At 66.8% G+C, this 17,315-nt stretch carries 16 protein-coding genes; 7 read left to right on the forward strand and 9 right to left on the reverse strand.

What is annotated here, in order from left to right; translation table 11 throughout:
* The 3 genes from JNL31_RS00005 to JNL31_RS00015 form a co-directional block, all read right to left on the reverse strand.
* A partial coding sequence (locus JNL31_RS00005; RefSeq protein WP_294968139.1) for an indolepyruvate ferredoxin oxidoreductase subunit alpha occupies positions 1 to 1,657 on the reverse strand: 1,657 nt, incomplete at its 3' end.
* 1 nt (position 1,658) lies between these two features.
* Entirely contained in the window at positions 1,659 to 2,123 is a 465-nt protein-coding gene (locus tag JNL31_RS00010; protein ID WP_294968142.1) for a MarR family transcriptional regulator, read from the reverse strand.
* A 3-nt stretch (positions 2,124 to 2,126) separates the two neighbouring features.
* Positions 2,127 to 2,918: a cyclase family protein gene (locus JNL31_RS00015; protein ID WP_294968144.1), complete on the reverse strand. Its 792-nt coding sequence runs from the start codon at positions 2,916 to 2,918 to the stop codon at positions 2,127 to 2,129.
* Positions 2,919 to 3,135: 217 nt separating this feature from the next.
* Between JNL31_RS00015 and JNL31_RS00020 the strand changes: the two genes are divergently transcribed.
* Genes JNL31_RS00020 through JNL31_RS00035 form a run of 4 tightly spaced genes read left to right on the forward strand, consistent with a single transcriptional unit; the run spans position 3,136 to position 6,966 of the window.
* Positions 3,136 to 4,002 (forward strand): xanthine dehydrogenase family protein subunit M, encoded by an 867-nt coding sequence (locus JNL31_RS00020; protein ID WP_294968147.1) that lies wholly within the window; start codon positions 3,136 to 3,138, stop codon positions 4,000 to 4,002.
* Entirely contained in the window at positions 3,999 to 4,475 is a 477-nt protein-coding gene (locus JNL31_RS00025; RefSeq protein ID WP_294968149.1) for a (2Fe-2S)-binding protein, read from the forward strand. The genes JNL31_RS00020 and JNL31_RS00025 overlap by 4 nt, the downstream gene beginning before the upstream one ends.
* Entirely contained in the window at positions 4,475 to 6,721 is a 2,247-nt protein-coding gene (locus tag JNL31_RS00030) for a xanthine dehydrogenase family protein molybdopterin-binding subunit (protein WP_294968152.1), read from the forward strand. Before JNL31_RS00025 ends, JNL31_RS00030 begins: the two co-directional genes overlap by 1 nt.
* Positions 6,721 to 6,966 (forward strand): MoaD/ThiS family protein, encoded by a 246-nt coding sequence (locus JNL31_RS00035; RefSeq protein WP_294968154.1) that lies wholly within the window; start codon positions 6,721 to 6,723, stop codon positions 6,964 to 6,966. The genes JNL31_RS00030 and JNL31_RS00035 overlap by 1 nt, the downstream gene beginning before the upstream one ends.
* Here JNL31_RS00035 and JNL31_RS00040 read toward each other — a convergent pair.
* On the reverse strand, positions 6,963 to 7,682 hold the full coding sequence (locus JNL31_RS00040) for a GntR family transcriptional regulator (protein ID WP_294968157.1): 720 nt from the start codon (positions 7,680 to 7,682) through the stop codon (positions 6,963 to 6,965). The genes JNL31_RS00035 and JNL31_RS00040 overlap by 4 nt on opposite strands.
* A 153-nt stretch (positions 7,683 to 7,835) precedes the next feature.
* On the opposite strand from JNL31_RS00040, the gene JNL31_RS00045 reads away from it, so the two are divergent.
* From JNL31_RS00045 to JNL31_RS00055, 3 genes are read left to right on the forward strand one after another with little or no spacing between them, the layout of a single operon-like run.
* Complete coding sequence (locus JNL31_RS00045; protein ID WP_294968160.1) at positions 7,836 to 8,720, forward strand: dihydrodipicolinate synthase family protein; 885 nt, start codon at positions 7,836 to 7,838, stop codon at positions 8,718 to 8,720.
* Complete coding sequence (locus tag JNL31_RS00050) at positions 8,717 to 9,949, forward strand: FAD-dependent oxidoreductase (RefSeq protein ID WP_294968163.1); 1,233 nt, start codon at positions 8,717 to 8,719, stop codon at positions 9,947 to 9,949. Before JNL31_RS00045 ends, JNL31_RS00050 begins: the two co-directional genes overlap by 4 nt.
* Before the next feature lie 10 nt (positions 9,950 to 9,959).
* Positions 9,960 to 10,976, forward strand: a complete 1,017-nt coding sequence (locus JNL31_RS00055; RefSeq protein WP_294968166.1) for a proline racemase family protein — start codon at positions 9,960 to 9,962, stop codon at positions 10,974 to 10,976.
* A gap of 12 nt (positions 10,977 to 10,988) precedes the next feature.
* On the opposite strand, the gene JNL31_RS00060 is transcribed toward JNL31_RS00055, so the two are convergent.
* The 5 genes from JNL31_RS00060 to araD1 all read right to left on the reverse strand — a co-directional run bounded on the left by JNL31_RS00060 (position 10,989) and on the right by araD1 (position 17,312).
* On the reverse strand, positions 10,989 to 12,014 hold the full coding sequence (locus tag JNL31_RS00060) for an aldose epimerase family protein (protein ID WP_294968169.1): 1,026 nt from the start codon (positions 12,012 to 12,014) through the stop codon (positions 10,989 to 10,991).
* 4 nt (positions 12,015 to 12,018) lie between these two features.
* On the reverse strand, positions 12,019 to 13,524 hold the full coding sequence (locus tag JNL31_RS00065) for an aldehyde dehydrogenase (NADP(+)) (RefSeq protein ID WP_294968172.1): 1,506 nt from the start codon (positions 13,522 to 13,524) through the stop codon (positions 12,019 to 12,021).
* Positions 13,525 to 13,535: 11 nt separating this feature from the next.
* Positions 13,536 to 14,456: a Gfo/Idh/MocA family oxidoreductase gene (locus JNL31_RS00070; protein WP_294968175.1), complete on the reverse strand. Its 921-nt coding sequence runs from the start codon at positions 14,454 to 14,456 to the stop codon at positions 13,536 to 13,538.
* 132 nt (positions 14,457 to 14,588) lie between these two features.
* Positions 14,589 to 16,331, reverse strand: coding sequence for an L-arabinonate dehydratase (gene araD, locus JNL31_RS00075; RefSeq protein WP_294968178.1), 1,743 nt, complete (start codon positions 16,329 to 16,331; stop codon positions 14,589 to 14,591).
* A gap of 12 nt (positions 16,332 to 16,343) precedes the next feature.
* The gene (gene araD1, locus JNL31_RS00080) at positions 16,344 to 17,312 is read right to left on the reverse strand and encodes an AraD1 family protein (protein ID WP_294968181.1); all 969 of its coding nucleotides are present in this window, start codon (positions 17,310 to 17,312) and stop codon (positions 16,344 to 16,346) included.
* Positions 17,313 to 17,315: the final 3 nt, after the last annotated feature.

Consider the following 17,315-nt stretch of genomic DNA (forward strand, 5'->3'; position numbering starts at 1 on the left):
GGTCGATCTGGCGGACATGGGTGATGCCGATCCCGCGCAGGGCCTTGGCGATGGGGTTCTTCGTGGCCTTTGACGCGTTGTCGGCACGGGAGGACATGACGTCCTGCCCCCCGGTCGCGGCGGAGTAGTAGTTGTCGACGATGATCGCCACGCCGTCGGACTTGTTGAAGGCCATGTTGGTGAAGCTGGAGGAGAGGCCGTTGTGCCAGAACCCGCCATCGCCGATGATCGCGATGGGGCGCTTTTCGCCGCCGCCGTCGAAGGCCCCGTTCGCGGCGGGGCCGAGGCCGTAGCCCATGGTGGCGCCGCCGATCTCGAACGGGGGAAGGCTGGCGAAGAGGTGGCAGCCGATGTCGGCGGCGATCTGGTGCTTGCCGAGTTCCTTTTCCACCAGCTTCATCGCGGCGAAGATCGGGCGCTCCGGGCAGCCGGTGCAGAAGCCGGGGGGACGGATCGGGACGGTTTTCGTCAGGTCCGGGATCGCCGGGCGGTCGACGTTCGGCGCGCGGACTTGGGCGGAAAGCATGTAGGGGGCGGCCTGACGCAGAAAGCCCTCGACGGCGTCCAGCATCACCGCGCCGGTGTATTCCCCGGCCATCGGGAACAGGCCCTTGCCGTGGAGTTTCACCCCGGACCCGGCGCGGTAGAGGAAGCTGCCGAGCTGGGTTTCGATGAATTCCGGCTGGCCTTCCTCGACGACGAGGATGTTGTCCTTGCCCTGGCAAAAGTCGAGAAACTCGCTGGAAATCAGCGGGTAGGTGACATTCAGGACATAGATCGGCACCTCCGTCGCGCCGTAGATGTCGGCGAGGCCGAGGCGTTGCAGGGCGCGGATCAACCCGTTGTACATGCCGCCCTGCACCACGATGCCGAAGGGGGCGTCCTTCGGGCCGAAGATCTCGTTCATGCCTTTGTCACGGATGAAGGCTTCGGCGGCGGGCCAGCGGTTCTTTACCTTGTCCTGTTCATGCGCATAGGACATTGGCGGCAGGACGACGCGGTTGAAGTCGCTGCGGGGGTTCGAGAGGGCGTCCTTCACGGTCAGCTTGGGGCGTTGGTTGTCCCGCGCGGTGAAGCTGCCGGTGACATGGCAGGACCGGATGCGGACCATCAGCATGACCGGGGTGTTCGAGGCCTCGCTGAGGTCGAAGCCGTCCGACACCGCCTTGACGATGGAGGGCAGGTTCGGGCGCGGGTCCAGAAGCCACATCTGCGCCTTCATGGCGAAGGGGTGGGTGCGTTCCTGCATGATCGAGGAGCCTTCGCCGTAATCCTCGCCCACGATGACCAGCGCCCCGCCGGTCACGCCGGAGGAGGAGAGGTTGGCGAGCGCGTCGGAGGCGACGTTGACGCCGACCGGGCCCTTGAAGGTGACGGCGCCGCGGATCGGGTAGTGGACCGAGGCGGCCAGCATGGCGGCGGCGGCGGCTTCGTTGGCATTGGCTTCGTAGCGGACACCAAGGTCAGCCAGCAGCTCCTCGGCGTCGGCGAGAACGTCCATCAGGTGGCTGATCGGCGCGCCCTGGTAGCCGCCGACATAGCCCACGCCGGATTCGAGGAGCGCCTTGGTGATGGCAAGGATGCCTTCGCCGGTGAAGGTTTCCCCCGCGCCCAGCTTGAGGTCCTGCACCTGCGCCTTGAAGCTGCGTTCGGCCATGTCAGATCTCGTGCTTGCGGATGTTGACCAGCATCTTCTGGAGCGTGGCGGTGAAGGCCTGCCGCTCGGCGGCCGGAATGCCGCGGAACATCCGCTCCTGCGCGTCATGCATGTGCGGCCAGAGGTCGGCGAAGACGGCACGTCCGGCGTCGGTGATGACGATCCGGACCGCGCGGCTGTCACTGGCATCGGCCTCGCGGCGGATCAGGGCCTCGGCCTGCAACTGGTCAAGCGCGCGGGACAGGGTGGATTGCTCGGTGACGGTGTAGACGGCAAGTTCCCCGACGAGGGGTGCCTCGACGACCGACAGCACGGCAAGGGCGCGGGCCTTGGGCGTGGTCAGGCCAAGCCCGGCCAGTTCCTCGCGAAAGCCCGCGTTGTAGCGGCCCATGATCCGGTTCATCAGGTAGGGGGCGAAATTGGTCAGGCCAATCTCGCCCAATCCCCGGGGGGCCGCGCCGTCCATGGCTCAGGTCCGGGGGACGAGCGCCAGCGCACGAATGGGCGAGCCGGTGCCGTGCTGGATCTTCAAGGGCGCGGCGATCAGGATCGCCCCCTTCGGCGGCAGTTTCGACAGGTTGGCCAGCGAGGCGAGGCCGTAGCAGTTGTTCTTGTGCAGCAGGTTGTGCGCCGGGAAGGGCGGGTTCATGCCGCCCGCCTGACCGGCGTCGGTGCCGATGCACTGGCTGCCCCAGCCGACGATGCCCTTGTCGATCAGGTACTGGATGACCTCGGCGGTCGGGCCGGGCGTGTGCGGGCCGGTCTCGTTGGCGTTGAGGAACAGGTTTTCGTCATGCGATCGGCTGTCCCAGTCCGACCGCAGGACCACCCATTCGCCCTTGCCGATGGGGCCATGCTTGGCCTCCCAGGCCTTCACATGGTCGATGGTCAGGAGGAAGTCCGGGTCGGCGCTGCATTCCTTGCTGAAGTCCAGCACGTTGACCGGGGCGACAAGGCGCTGGACCGGCAGGGTGTCGGTGTAGCCGTCGGCATAGTCCTTGCCGGTGATCCAGTGGTGCGGCGCGTCGAAATGGGTTCCGGAGTGTTCGCCCAGCTCCAGCCAGTTCCAGGCCCAGAACGGCCCGTCCTTGTCGTATTCGCTGATCCGGTGGATCTTGATCGGCGGGGTGTCCTTGGCGAAATCGGGGGGAAGCTTCAGAAGCGGCGTGTCCGGGCCAAGTACGCCGGTGCAGTCCACCACCTGAATCCCGCCCGAGGCGATCATCGCGCCCAGTTGCGCCAGAACATTTTCCGCTGCCATCGCAATCCCTCCCCGGTGGTGACATGCTTCTTTGCGGGAATCGGTACGTCAATTTAAATGCAAATGCAAATAAATTCGGGGCTGGCGCCGAAGGGCGCCGGACCGCCCGGGGCGAAGGCCGGACGCAGACTGCCCATTGCGGCTTCGCGCCGGGTGCAGCAAAGTCAGGAACGAGCGGCGACGGCAGATCGCCAGCAGACAGGTCAGGGAGGCGCTGATGCGATACCACACCCCGAGGAGTTTTTCCGACGCAGCGACGATAGCCGAGGCTTCCACCGGAACCCTGCGGTTCCTGGCCGGGGGCACGGATGTCCTGGTGCAGATGCGCGCGGGCATGGTGCAGCCGGACGACCTGATCGATCTGAAGCACATCCCCGGCGTTGACCGGATCACCCCGACGCCCGAGGGCGGTTGGCGAATCGGCGTGGCGGTTCCGGGGATCGTGCTGGGCGCGCATGAGGGACTGCTGCGCGACTGGCCCGGCGTGGTCGAGGGGATGAACCTCGTGGGCTCGACGCAGGTGCAGGGCCGGGCAACACTGGCGGGCAACCTGTGCAACGGCTCACCGGCGGCGGATTCGGTGCCGGGGATGGTTGCGGCGGGCGCAGTGGTCACGGTGACGGGGCCGAAGGGCGACCGCGACCTTCCGGTGGAACAGGTGCCGACCGGGCCAGGGCGGACCAGCCTTGCGAAGGGCGAGGTGATCTCGGCCATCACGCTGCCGCCAAGGGGCAAGAACGGCGGCGACGCCTATCTGCGCTTCATTCCCCGGACCGAGATGGACATTGCCGTCGTCGGCTGCGCGGTGAACCTGCGGCTGGACGGCGACAGGATCGTCGAGGCGCGGGTGGCACTGGGAGCGGTGGCGCCGACGGTGATCCTGTCCGAAGCGGCGGCGAAGGCGATCATCGGCACCACGCTGGGCGAGGCTGCTTTGGCGGCACTGGCCAAGGCGGCAGAGGCGGCGGCAAAGCCGATCTCCGACAAGCGCGGCACGAAGGAGTTCCGGATCGAGGTGGCGGGGGTTCTGGCCCGCCGGGCGGCGCAGATCGCCTATGACCGGGCGAAAGGATTGAAAGCATGAGCAAGATTCACGTCACCACCACCGTCAACGGCGACCCGGTCGAGTTTCTGGCGGACCCGCGCGAGACGCTGCTTGACGCGCTGCGCAACCATCTGGACCTGACGGGGACGAAGGAAGGCTGCGGCACGGGCGACTGCGGGGCCTGTTCGGTCACGGTCGACGGGACGCTGGTCTGCTCCTGCCTGATGCTGGCGGCGGAAGCCAACGGCAAGCGGGTGGAAACCATCGAGGGAATGGCGGGCGAGGAGCTGCACCCGTTGCAGCGCAAGTTCATCGAACATGCGGCCTTGCAGTGCGGGTTCTGTACTCCTGGTATTCTGGTGGCGGCGAAGGCGCTCTTGGAGCGGAACGCGAATCCAACGGATACGGAAATCCGCTATTGGCTGGCCGGGAACCTGTGCCGCTGCACGGGCTATGACAAGATCATCCGCGCCGTTCAGGACGCGGCGGCGGAAATGCGGGGGGCTGCGTGATGGCACGGGATGATGTGAAGACCGGATACAAGCTGATCGGCACCCGGCCGAACCGCCCCGACGGGCTGGACAAGGTGACGGGCCGGGCGCGCTATGGCGCGGATTTCGCGCTGCCGGGGATGCTGCACGCCGCCGTGGTGCGCTCGCCCCATGCCCATGCGCGGATCGTGAAGATCGACGCCTCGAAGGCCTTGGCGCTGGACGGGGTCAAGGCGGTGGTCACGCGGGCCGACCTGCCGACCGGGCTGACGGGCGAGGACCTGAACCTGCAGGACAACACGCTGGCGGGGGAGAAGGCGCTGTATGACGGGCACGCCGTGGCAGCGGTGGCGGCGACCTCGCAGCTTCTGGCGCAGGACGCGGCGCGGCTGATCGAGGTCACCTATGAGGTCCTGCCGCATGTGACCGATGTCGATGCGGCGATGGCGCCCGGTGCCCCGGTCATCCGCGAGGGTGTGGCGGACTATTCGGTGCCGGAAGGCATGAACGGCAACGTCGCGCGGCACATGGAGTTCGGGCATGGCGACGTCGAGGCGGGTTTTGCCGCTGCCGACATCGTGCGGGAGCAGACTTACAAGACCGAGGCGACCCATCAGGGTTACATCGAACCGCATGCCTGCGTCGCCCAGATGGGCGAGGACGGGCGCGGCGAGATGTGGGTCTGCACGCAAGGGCACTGGTATATCCGGCGGATGTGCGCTTCTGTGCTGGGGATCGAGGCGGCGAACCTGCGGGTGACGCCCTCCGAGATTGGCGGCGGCTTTGGCGGCAAGACCACGATCTTCATGGAGCCCTTGCCGCTGGCGCTGTCGAAGAAGGCGGGCGGGCGTCCGGTGAAGCTGGTGATGAGCCGGTCGGAAGTCTTGCGGGCGACGGGGCCGACGGCCAGTGCCTCGATGGACGTGAAGATCGGCATGAAGAAAGACGGCACGATCACGGCCGGACAGGTGTTCTTCCGGATGCAGGGCGGGGCCTTCCCCGGCATGTCGCCCATCGGCGAGGCTCTGCCTTGCGCCTTTGCCTGCTATGATATCCCGGCGCTGAAGCACGAGGCGGTGGAGGTGATCGCCAACCGCCCCAAAGCGGCGGCCTATCGTGCGCCGGGTTCGCCCATGGCGGCGTTTGCGGTGGAAAGCCTGGTCGACGAGATGTGCCGCGAGTTGAAGCTGGACCCGATCGCGGTGCGGCTGAAGAACGGGGCCAGGAACGGGTCGAAGTCGAGCTACGGCCCGGTCTACAACGTGATTGGTCTGGCCGAGACGCTGGAGGCCGCGAAGGCGCATCCGAACTACGCCATCCCCCTGGGCAAGAACCAGGGCCGGGGTGTCGCCTCGGGCTTCTGGTTCAACCATGGCGGCGAGACTTCGGTATCGCTGGCGGTGGGCGAGGACGGGACGGCGACGGTGATGATCGGGACGCCGGACATCGGCGGGAGCCGCGCCTCCATCGGGCTGATGGTGGCCGAGACGCTGGGCATTCCCTATGAGGATGTCCGGGTGAACGTGGTGGAGACTGGGGCGCTGGGGGTCAACGAGCCGACCCACGGCAGCCGGGCGACCTTTGCCAGCGGCAAGGCGGCGGTGGAGGCCGCGCGGGCCGCGATCAAGGAGATGTGCAAGCGCGCGGCGGCGGAATGGGAGATCGACGCCGAGGCCGTCGAATGGAAGGACGGGGCGGCGCATCCCGCTGGCCCGAACGCGGGGAAGTTCCCGCCCATGACCATCGGCGAGATCGGTTCTAAGATGGGCGGCTCGGGCGGGCCGATCTCGGGCCACCATGAGGTGACAGCCGAAGGTGTCGGCGCCAGCTTCGGCACCCATGTCGTCGACGTGGAGGTCGACCCGGAAACCGGGCGGACCACGGTGTTGCGCTATCTGGTGGTGCAGGATGCGGGCACGGCGATCCACCCGGCCTATGTCGAGGGCCAGTATCAGGGCGGGGCGGCGCAGGGCATCGGCTGGGCGCTGAACGAGGAATATGTCTACGGGACGGACGGGCGGTTGCAGAACCCGATTTTCCTGGATTATCGCATCCCGGTGGCCAGTGACCTGCCGATGATCGACACGGTGATCGTCGAGGTGCCGAACCCCGGCCACCCCTATGGCGTGCGCGGCGTGGGCGAGACGGGGATCACCCCGCCGCTGCCTGCGGTTGCTTCGGCCATCGCGGGGGCGACGGGTGTGCGCATCCGCAGCCTGCCGTGTTCGCCGCCCAAGGTGCTGGCGGCGATCAAGGCGAAAGGCTGATGGCGAAGGTCCATCTCTGGGCCAGCCTGCGGCGGTTCGCCGAGGGGCAGGAGGTGGTGGAGGTGGAGGCTGCAACCGTGGGACAGTTGCTGGATGCGCTTGAGAGGGCGCATCCGGGGCTGGGACCGGCGATCAAGGCCGGGCTGTCGGTGGCGGTGGATGGCGAGGTCATCGCCAACAACCGCGCCGCGCCGGTGGCCCCCGGAAGCGAGGTCTTCCTGTTGCAGCGCCTGAAGGGCGGTTAGGCCGCCGGTCCAAGCGAGACGATGGGCGCGTCCTTCAGGTAGTTCTGCTTCATGTAATTGATGAAGTTGTCGCGGAACTGCCGGGTATGGGCATGCGCCAGCGCATCCGCGCGGGCCACGTCGCGGTCGCGGATCGCGGCCAGCATCTCGTCATGCTCGTCGGTCAGCAGCACCTCGCCATCGCCCTGCTCCAGATAGGCGAAGTGGAGGTGCAGCATGCGGCGGCCCTGGTTCAGCAGGCGTTCGTAGAAGGCTGACAGGTAAGGGTTCCGCCCGGCATGGGCGATGGCCATGTGGAAGTTCTTGTTCCCTTCCGACATTGCCAGATGCTCGCCCTTGTTCACGGTCGCGACGAATTCCTTCTGGCGCCGCGCGATGGTCTTGAGGTCGAGCTCGGTGCGCAGCTCCGCCGCAAGCCGGGTGTTCATCCGCTGGGCGACGTCCAACGCCTCGACGTATTTCGGGAAGCTCTGCAGGTCGATCGGCGCGACGACGGTTGAACGGTTCGAAAGCGTGACGACCAGATCGTCCCCGGCCAGCCGGATCAGCGCCTCGCGCACCGGCGACCGGGACATGCCGAAGCGTTCGGCCAACGAGGTTTCGTCCAGCACCGCACCGGGTTCGAGGTCGAGGGACAGGATTTCGTCGCGCAGCGTCTCGTAGGCGAACTTCACGCCCGAGCCCTTGACCCGTTTCGGTTCGGTCTCGTCGCGCATTGCGGCCCCCTCGCTGTATCCCGGCAGCATAGCGAAGCGAGGCGATCAAGTCGACACGGTACACTCTCGATTTGACATGTCGTCACCATGTCGTCATGATGGATACGAAATCGGGCGGGCCGCGGCGCTGCCTTTCAGGAAAGGAATCGCCTCATGCTGAAACTCTCCGGCGTCATGCCTGCGCTTGTCACGCCCTTCGACGCCAAGGGCCAGATCGACTTCAAGGCCTTCGAGAAGCACCTTGTTGCCCTGCGTGCGGCCGGGGTTTCGGGCTGGGTGCCCTGCGGGTCCTCGGGGGAATACAACCTGATGAGCGACGATGAGCGCGACCAGGTGCTGCGCTTCGTGAAGGACTTCGCCAAGCCGGGAGAGACACTGATCGCCGGGACCAACGCCCCCTCCACTGCCGGGGTGATCGCGAACACGCGGCGGGCCAAGGACATGGGCTATCACGCCGTCCTTCTGGCGGTACCGTTCTACACCAAGCCGACGCAGGCCGAGATCATCCGCCATTTCAACGCGGTGATCGAGGCGACTGACATGAATGTCGTCCTCTACTCCTACCCCGGCAAGGACGGGGTGGAGATCGAGTATGAGGCGCTGGACGCGCTGGCCGACAATCCCCGGATCATCGGGATCAAGGAGTCTTCGGGCGTCTTGCAGCGCGCCATCGGGATTTCGACGCGCTACAAGGGGCGCATCCAGCTGGTGTCGGGGTCCGACGACATCGCCTGGGACTTCATGCACTGGGGGGCGGATTCGTGGATCTGCGGCCCGGCCAACTGCATGGCGAAGCCGGTCTGCGAGATGGACGCGGCCTTCCGGGCGGGCGACCATGCCCGGGCGAAGCAGATCATGCAGGCGGTCTGGCCCGCGATGAACGTGCTGGAATCGGGCAAGTTCGTGCAGAAGCTGAAATATGGCTGTGAGTTGCAGGGCAACCCGGTGGGCGAATGCCGGATGCCCTTCGGCCCGCTGACCGATGCCGAGAAGGCCGAGTTCGCGGCGGCTATGCGGCCGATCCTGAACTGGAAATGACCACTGTAGTCGTAGGCGCGGGCATCATCGGCACCGCCATCGCGCATGATCTTCAGAAGCGCGGCCGTCAGGTGGTGCTGGTCGACCGCGATACGCCGGGCATGGGGGCCTCCTTCGGCAACATGGCCAGTATCGCGGTGACGGAGTTCATGCCCGCCTCGCGGCCTTCGGTCTGGCGGCAGATTCCGGGCTGGATGCTGGACCCGGAGGGGCCGGTGCGGGTGCGACCGTCCTACATGCCGAAGCTGGCGCCGTGGTTCCTGCGCTTTATCGCGGCCTCGCGCCCGTCCAGGCTGAGGGAGCTGGAGGCGCAAGGGGCGGCCCTCTGTTCGCGGGCACTGGACGATACAATGGCGCTCCTGCGCGAGACGGGGCTGGAGGACCAGATCAGCGCGGAAGGCTGTCTGTCGCTGTATGCGGACGAGGCCGAGTTCAGGGCCGACCGTGAGCACATCGAAATTCTCGAACGCTTCGGTTTCCCGCATGAGGTGATCGGGCGGCAGGCGATCAATGCGCTGGAGCCGGAGCTGTCTGACCGGATCGGCATGGCGGTGCTCTTCCCGCAGAATCGGTCGATGAGGGACCCCTACAGGCTGGTTCTGGCTTTGGCCGAACGGTTTGCGGGGCTTGGAGGCCGAATCGAGCGCGAGGAGGTGGTGGGTTTCACCAGATCCGACGCGATGCGGGAGGTGGTGCTGAAGGACGGGCGTCGCCTGCCCGCCGATGAAGTGGTGATCTGCGCCGGGGCGTTCTCGGCCAGGCTTGCGAAGGCGTTGGGCGAACCGATCCCGCTGGAGACGGAGCGGGGCTATCACACGCAGATCATGGCGCCGGGGATCTCGATGAAGCATTCGATCATCTGGCCCGCGAAGGCGTTCATGGTGACGCCGACGGCGGGCGGCATCCGGGTCGGCGGCACGGTGGAAATGGCGGGGCTGGATGCCGCTCCGGACTATCGCCGCGCAAAGGTGACGGTGAAGCGGGCGAAGGAGGCCCTGCCCAACCTGCGCTGCGAGGCGTTTACCGAATGGATGGGCCACCGCCCTGCCCTGCCAGACACGGTGCCGATACTCTCGGCCAGCGCGAAGATGAAGGGGCTGTTCTACGCCACCGGGCACGGGCATCTTGGCCTGACCTATGCCGCGACGACGGCAAGGTTGATGGGAGAGCTGATCACCGGGGCGAAGCCTTCGGTCGATCTGCATCCCTATCGGGTGAACAGGTTCTGAGGGGGAAGCGATGCGCTGGAGCCGGACGATACAGACGGTGGATGTCCATTGCGCGGGCGAGATTGGGCGCGTGATCACCGGGGGCGTCCTGAACGTTCCGGGCGTGACGATGGCCGAGAAGCTGCATCACCTGAATACGGTCGACGACAGCCTGCGCCGCTGGCTGTGTTCGGAGCCCCGGTCGGGCCCGGTGGGGTCGTTCTGCCTTCTGGTCCCGGCCTGCGACCCCCGTGCCGACGTGGGCTTCATCGTCCTGCAACCGGATCAGGCCCATGCGATGTCGGGCTCGAACGCGATGTGCGCGACGACGGCGCTCTTGGAAACCGGGATGATCCGGATGGTTGAACCCACCAGTATGGTGACGTTCGACACGGCGGCGGGACTGGTGGTAGCGACGGCGACTTGCCGGGACGGCAAGGTGGTGAAGGTGACGCTGGACATGCCGCCGGCCTTCGTCGTGCAGCAGGACGCGGTGATCGAGACGGCGGAATGGGGGCCGGTACGATATGACCTTTGCTTCGGCGGGGTGTTCTACGCACTGGTCGATGTGGATCAGATCGGGCTGGCCATCGCGCCCGAGAACGCTCGGGAGCTGGCGACGATCGGGGTGGACCTGCGCAGCAGGATTGCCGCAGTGGAACCTGCGTTGCATCCGGTGGTGCCCGCCCTGAACGGGCTGGCCTACGTCATGTTTCGCAGCAACGAAGCGGATGGCACCCTGCGCACATGCACCACCATGCGCCCGGGTCGCGCGGATCGGTCGCCCTGCGGGACGGGATCGAATTCCAGCATGGCCTCGCGATATGCCCGGGGTTTGGCAAGACCGGGGGATGTCGTCGTGTCACGGTCGATCATCGGTGGCGAGTTTGTGACCGAGTTCGTCGAGGAGACCACGGTCGGCCGCTACAGGGCGACACGGAACCGGGTGTCGGGCCAGTCGTGGATCTATGGGGTCAGCCAGATCGGACTGGACCCGAGCGATCCGTTCCCTACGGGATTCACGCTATCGGACACCTGGGGTGGGTGACAAAGACGGTGGCTATGGTGCGGGGCTGAAGTCGAAGCGCATCAAGTGGCGATAGGTCTGCCCGGGGTTCAGCCGCGCCGAGGGGAATTGCGGGTTGTTCGGTGCGTCGGGGAAGCGCTGGGTTTCCACCGCGAAGCCGGCGAAGCGGGAATAGCGGGCGCCGACCTTGCCGGGCCCGTTGGCGAAATGCGCGCCGGTGTAGAGTTGGACGCCGGGCTCGGTGGTGGACAGACGCATCCGGCGGTCCGAGGCGGGGTCGCTGGCGATGAGGCAGGGGCGGAGGCCATCCGCACCGGCAGGGCCGGAAAGACAAAAGTTGTGATCGAACCCGCCTGGACCGGGAATCGCGGCACCGATGGGGCGGGACTGGCGAAAATCGAAGGCGGTGTTTGCGACCGAAAGAACCTCGCCCGTCGGGATCAGCTGCGCATCGACGGGAAGGTAGTGGCGGGCTTCGATCTGAAGCTGGTGGTCCATGATGTCACCTGCGCCCTGTCCGGCGAGATTGAAGTAGGCGTGGTTGACAAGGTTGACGATGGTTGGGGCGTCGGTGGTGGCTTCCATCTCGATCGTCAGGGCGGCGCCGTCGATCCGGTAGGTTGTCCGGGCCTGAAGGGTGCCGGGGAAGCCCATCTCGCCATCGGGTGAGGTGGTGGCGAAGGTGACATGGGCGTCGGAGTGGCTGTCGATGGTCCAGTGCTTCTGGTCGAATCCGTGGCTCCCGCCATGCAGCGTGTTCCGGCCTTCGTTCCGGTCGAGTTGAATGGCCCTGTCATCAAGCGGGAAGCGACCTCCGGCGATGCGGTTGGCATAGCGTCCGCAGGTGGCCCCGACATAGGTGCCGTGGGCCTGCCAGTCGGAAAGGGTGTCGTGACCGAGGACGATGTCGGCAAGCGAGCCGGTGACGTCAGGTACCCAGAGCTGGGCCAAACGTGCGCCCCAGGTCAGGAGGACCACGCGGAGACCATTCGGGCCGGTGAGGGTGGCCTGATGAACCGCGAGCCCGTCGATCTGCCCGACCCCGGTGATCATGGCCATCTGCTCAGGCCCAGTCCGGCGGCAGAAGGGCGTCGGGCATGTTCTGGTAGGCCACGGGACGGAGCCAGCGGCGGATCGACATCGTGCCGACCGAGGTTGCGCCGAAGTTGGTCGAAGCGGGATAGGGGCCGCCGTGGACCTGTGCGTCCACGACTTCGACCCCGGTGGGGAACCCGTTGGCAAGGACGCGGCCCGCCTTGCGTTCGATGACGGGCATCAGGGCACGGGCCAGGTCGGTGTCGGCACCGTCGAGGTGGAGGGTGCAGGTGAGCTGGCCTTGCAGGCTGCGGGCGATGTCCTGCATTTCGGTCGCGTGGCGGACGCGGACGATGAGACCGAGGGGGCCGAAGACTTCCTCGGCGAGGGCGTGGTCGGAGAGCCAGTCGCTGCCGGAGACTTCGTAAAGGTAGGGAGTGGCATTGCGAAGGTCGCAGGTAGTGGCGAGGACGGACCGCACGCCGTTGCCCGCCGCGATCCGGTCGCGCCCCGAGCGGTAGGCTTCGGCGATGCCGTCGGTGAGCATGGTCTGGGGGCCAACCGCGCCGAGGGCGGTCTTGGCGGCCTCGACGAAGCTGTCGGCGGCCTTGCCGTCGATCACCACGGCTATGCCGGGGTTGGTGCAGAACTGGCCCGCGCCCTGGGTGAGCGACCCGGCCCAGCCTTTCGCGATGGCTTCTCCGCGCGCGGCGAGGGCGGCGGGGAGGAGGAACATGGGGTTGACCGAGCCAAGCTCGCCGAAGAAGGGGATCGGCTCGGACCGTGCGGCGCAGAGATTGAAGAGCGCGCGGCCCCCGGCGAGCGACCCGGTGAAGCCGACGGCCTTGATCAGCGGGTGCTGGACGAGGGCTTCGCCGACGTCACGCTTGCCGCCTTGGATGAGGGAGAAGGTGCCTGGGGGCATGCCGGTGGCACGGATGGCGGCGTCGATGGCTTGCGCCACGATCTCTCCGGTGCCGGGGTGAGCGGAGTGGCCCTTCACCACGACCGGGCAACCGGCGGCGAGGGCCGAGGCGGTGTCGCCCCCGGCGGTGGAGAAGGCGAGCGGGAAGTTCGAGGCGCCGAAGACGGCGACGGGGCCGATGGGTCTTTGGACAAGTTTGAGGTCGGGGCGCGGGGCGGGCTGGCGGTCGGGCAGCGCCGCGTCATGGCGGCGGTCGAGCCAGTCGTCTTTCAGGATGTGGTTCGCGAAGAGGCGGAGCTGCATGGTGGTGCGGCCGCGTTCGCCTTCGAGGCGGGCTGCGGGGAGGCCGGTTTCCTGGGTGCCGATCTCGGTGATTTCGGCGCCCCGCGCCTCGATCTCGTCGGCGATGCGGTTCAGGAAGGCGGCGCGTTCGGCGCGGGACCTGGCGATGTAGGCTGGAAAGGCGGTTTCGGCGGCTTCGCAGGCGGCGGCGACATGGGCGGGGGTGCCGATGGAGAACTGGTGCGACGGACCATGCGCGGGGGAAGAGGCGAAGGTCTGGTCGTTTGCGATCCAGTCGCCCGCGATCAGGTGGTTTCCGGTCAGCATGGTCGGTCCTTTCAGAAGTCGAAAGCGTCGGTGGTGAGCCGTTCGCCAAGGGTCAGGGCATCGGCGACATGGACCATGGGGGAGAGGTCGACGTCCGAAGCCTTGCGGCGCACGAGGTCGGCCATCCGGGCGTAGAGGGCGGGGTATTCGCCCATGATGCTGCTTTCACCCGCCACCGGCTTGCCGTCGATCTCCAGCATGTTGCCGCCCATGCGGAGGGCGAGGTGGCTCTTCTCAGTTTCGATCTCGATGTCCCAGGTCTGCGGACCTTCCTGGCGCCAGTCGAAATCGGCGGTGACGTTGCCGGAGAAGGTCAGTTGCGCGGCAATGGGGGTCTGGCGGTTCTTTGGGAAGTCGAGCCGGGCGGTGGTCATGTGGACGGGCTGGGGCAGGATTTCGGTCAGGATGGAAAGGGCGTTGATGCCGGGGTCGAAGACGCCCATCCCGCCGGGTTGGAAGACCCAGTCCTGGCCGGGGTGCCATTTGCGCACGTCCTCGCGCCAGGTGATGTGGGCTTTGCGGATGCTCTTGTCCTTGAGCCACGCCTTCGCGGGCGCGACCGCATGGGCCATCCGGCTGTGCCAGGTGGCGTATAGGGTGACGCCTTTGGCTTTGGCCTGGGCCTCAAGGGCATGGACCTCGGCGAGCGTCGCGCCGGGCGGCTTTTCCAGCATGAGGTGGCGCCCGGCGAGGAGCGCGGCTTCGGCATAGGCGAAGCGGGGGACGGGGGGCATGCAGAGCGAGACGACCGGCACGTCGGGGCGTTCGGCAAGGAAGGCGGCGAAGTCGGTGAAGGCTTGCACGCCCGGGACTTGGCCGTTGCGGCTGACGGTCGCCGCCAGTTCCCAATCGGGGGAGGCATGGATCGCCGGGACGTGCTGGTCGAGGGCGATCTTGCCGATGCCGACGAGGGCGATCTTGGTGCGGGTCATGGGATCGTCTCATTTCTTGCTGCGTCGGAAGCGGGGTCGGTGTGGCTCCCCCTCACCCCATCCCTCTCCCCCGAGGGGAGAGGGGGCGTCTGGGCGTAGCGTTGGTCGCCGTGACGAACGCTGCGCAACTTATCAATGGCTCTCCCGGGCCACCGCGTTGCCCCGGCAGCCGACGAGGAAGTCCATGTCGGCGCCCTTGTCGGCACCCTGGACGTGGTCGTGGTAGAGCTTGGCGTAGCCTCCGGTCGGGGGCTCGACGGCGGGTTTCCAGGCGGCGAGGCGGGCTTTCAGTTCCGCGTCCGTGATGTCGAGGTGCAGGCGGCGGTTGGCGACGTCAAGCTCGATGAAATCGCCCGACCGCACCACCGCCAGCGGACCGCCGCGCGCAGCTTCGGGCGAAGTGTGGAGAACCACGGTGCCATAGGCGGTACCGGACATGCGGGCATCGGAAATGCGGACCATGTCGGTGATACCCTTGCGCAGGACTTTCGGCGGCAGGCCCATGTTTCCAACCTCTGCCATGCCGGGATAGCCGCGCGGGCCGCAGTTCTTCATCACCATCACGCAGGTTTCGTCGATATCCAGAGTCTCGTCCTCGATCCGGGCCTTGTAGTCGTCGATATCCTCGAACACGACAGCGCGGCCCCGGTGCTGCATCAGGGCTGGCGTCGCGGCGGAGGGTTTCAGGACCGCGCCATCGGGGGCGAGGTTGCCCTTGACCACAACGATGCCGCCGGACTGGGTGAGGGCCTTGTCGGCGGGAAGGATCACGTCGTCATTGTCGATGCGGGCATCCTTGACCTCATCCCAGACGCCGCCACCGGACACGGTCAGCGCGTCCTTGTTCAGGAGGCCGGCTTCGCCGAGGCGTTTGATCACGGCGGGAAGGCCTCCGGCGTAGAAGAATTCCTCCATCAGGTATTTGCCCGAGGGCATCAGATTGACCACGGTCGGCACGTTGCGGCCCCAGTCGTCCCAGTCGTTCAGCGTCAGCGGCACGCCGATCCGCCCCGCGATGGCGAGGAGGTGGATGACGGCGTTGGTCGAGCCACCGATGGCGGCATTGGTGCGGATCGCGTTCTGGAAGGCCTGGCGGGTGAGAATGTCGGAGGGTTTCAGGTCGTCCTTCACCATCTGGACGATGCGCCGCCCGGTCAGTTGCGCCATGACGCGGCGGCGGCTGTCGACAGCCGGGATCGCGGCATTGCCGGAGAGGGTCATGCCCAGCGCTTCGACCATGGAGGCCATCGTGGAAGCGGTGCCCATGGTGTTGCAGGAGCCGGGGGAACGCGACATCGAGGCTTCGGCCTCGACGAATTCCTCGGCAGTCATTTCGCCCGCCTTCACCGCCTCGGAGAATTTCCAGAGATGGGTGCCCGAGCCGACCCGTTCGCCCCGGTAATAGCCGTTCAGCATCGGGCCGCCGGAGACCATGATGGTCGGCAGGTCAACGCTGGCCGCGCCCATCAGGAGCGAGGGCGTCGTCTTGTCGCAGCCGACGAGGCAGACGACTCCATCCATCTGCTGTCCGCGGATGGTTTCCTCGACCGCCATGGCGGCGAGGTTGCGGAACATCATCGCGGTGGGGCGGAAGCCGGATTCGCTGACGCTGAAGACGGGGACGATGACGGGGAAGCCTCCTGCCTCATACACGCCATGCTTCACCCGTTCGGCAAGGTCGTTCAGGTGGGCGTTGCAGGGGTTGAGTTCGCTGAACGTATTCAGGATGCCGATCACCGGGCGGCCGTCGAACAGGTCGGCGGGGAGACCCTGATTCTTCATCCAGGAGCGGTGATAGATCGCGTCCTTCGAGGTGCCCGCGAACCATTCCTGCGAGCGCAGTTTCCGGGGCCACTTGGCGGGTTTGAAGGTCATGACGCGGACTCCTTACAGCGGGTGGACCCTGGTGGCGCCGTGGGTTTTCGGCGCGAAGGTCAGGGTATTGCGGAGAGGCTGGCCGAAATCGGCGACTTCGATTTCGAAGGTGTCCCCGGCTTCGGTCCTGACCCCGTCGGCAAAGGACAGGGTGGCCGTGCCGAAGTAGTGGACATGCAGGTCGCCCGGCTGGCGGAAGATCGGGTATTTGAAGTGATGGTGCTCGAGGTTGGTGAAGCTGTGGGACATGTTCGCCTCACCCGACAGGAAGGGCTTTTCCCAAAGGGTCTTGCCGTCCCGCAGGATACGGCTGGAGCCGCGCAGATCCGCTGGCAGGTCGCCGACCAGAATTTCGGGGCCGTAGGAGGCGACACGCAGCTTGGAATGGGCGAGCCAGAGATAGTTCACCCGTTCCGTCACATGGTCGGAGAATTCGTTGCCCAGGGCCCAGCCGATCCTGTGCGGGGTGCCGTCCGGGCCGATCAGGTAGATCCCTGCGATTTCGGGTTCCTCGCCGCCATCCTGGGCGAAACCGGGGGCTTCCAGCGCAGCGCCGGGGGCGACGGCGGCGTAGCCGTTGCCCTTGTAGAACCATTCCGGTTGCGCCCCGACCTGACCGGCAGCGGGGCGACCGCCTTCGAGGCCCATGCGGAACATCTTCATACTGTCGGTCAGGCTCTCCGCACCTTCCAGTTTCGCGTGCATCGCATCGCGGGCAGAGGCCGAGCCAAGGTGAGTCAACCCGGTGCCGGTCAGGTGGAGATGCGCCGGGTCCGGGTGACTGACCGGCAGGTCGAAGGCGACGCGGTTCAGGTCGACCGTCTCGCCCAGACCGCGCGCGGCGACTTCGGCGGCAAGGGAATGGCCCGCCTTGATGGCCGCATTTGCCAGGTCGTAGACCGAGGCGGTGTTGCGCAGGGTCCTTGCTTCGGCGCCGTCGCGCACGACGACTCCGGCGCCCCTGACGGTGGACAGATGCATGGC

The sequence above is a fragment of the Tabrizicola sp. genome (assembly GCF_016792905.1).
GTDB lineage: Bacteria > Pseudomonadota > Alphaproteobacteria > Rhodobacterales > Rhodobacteraceae > Tabrizicola.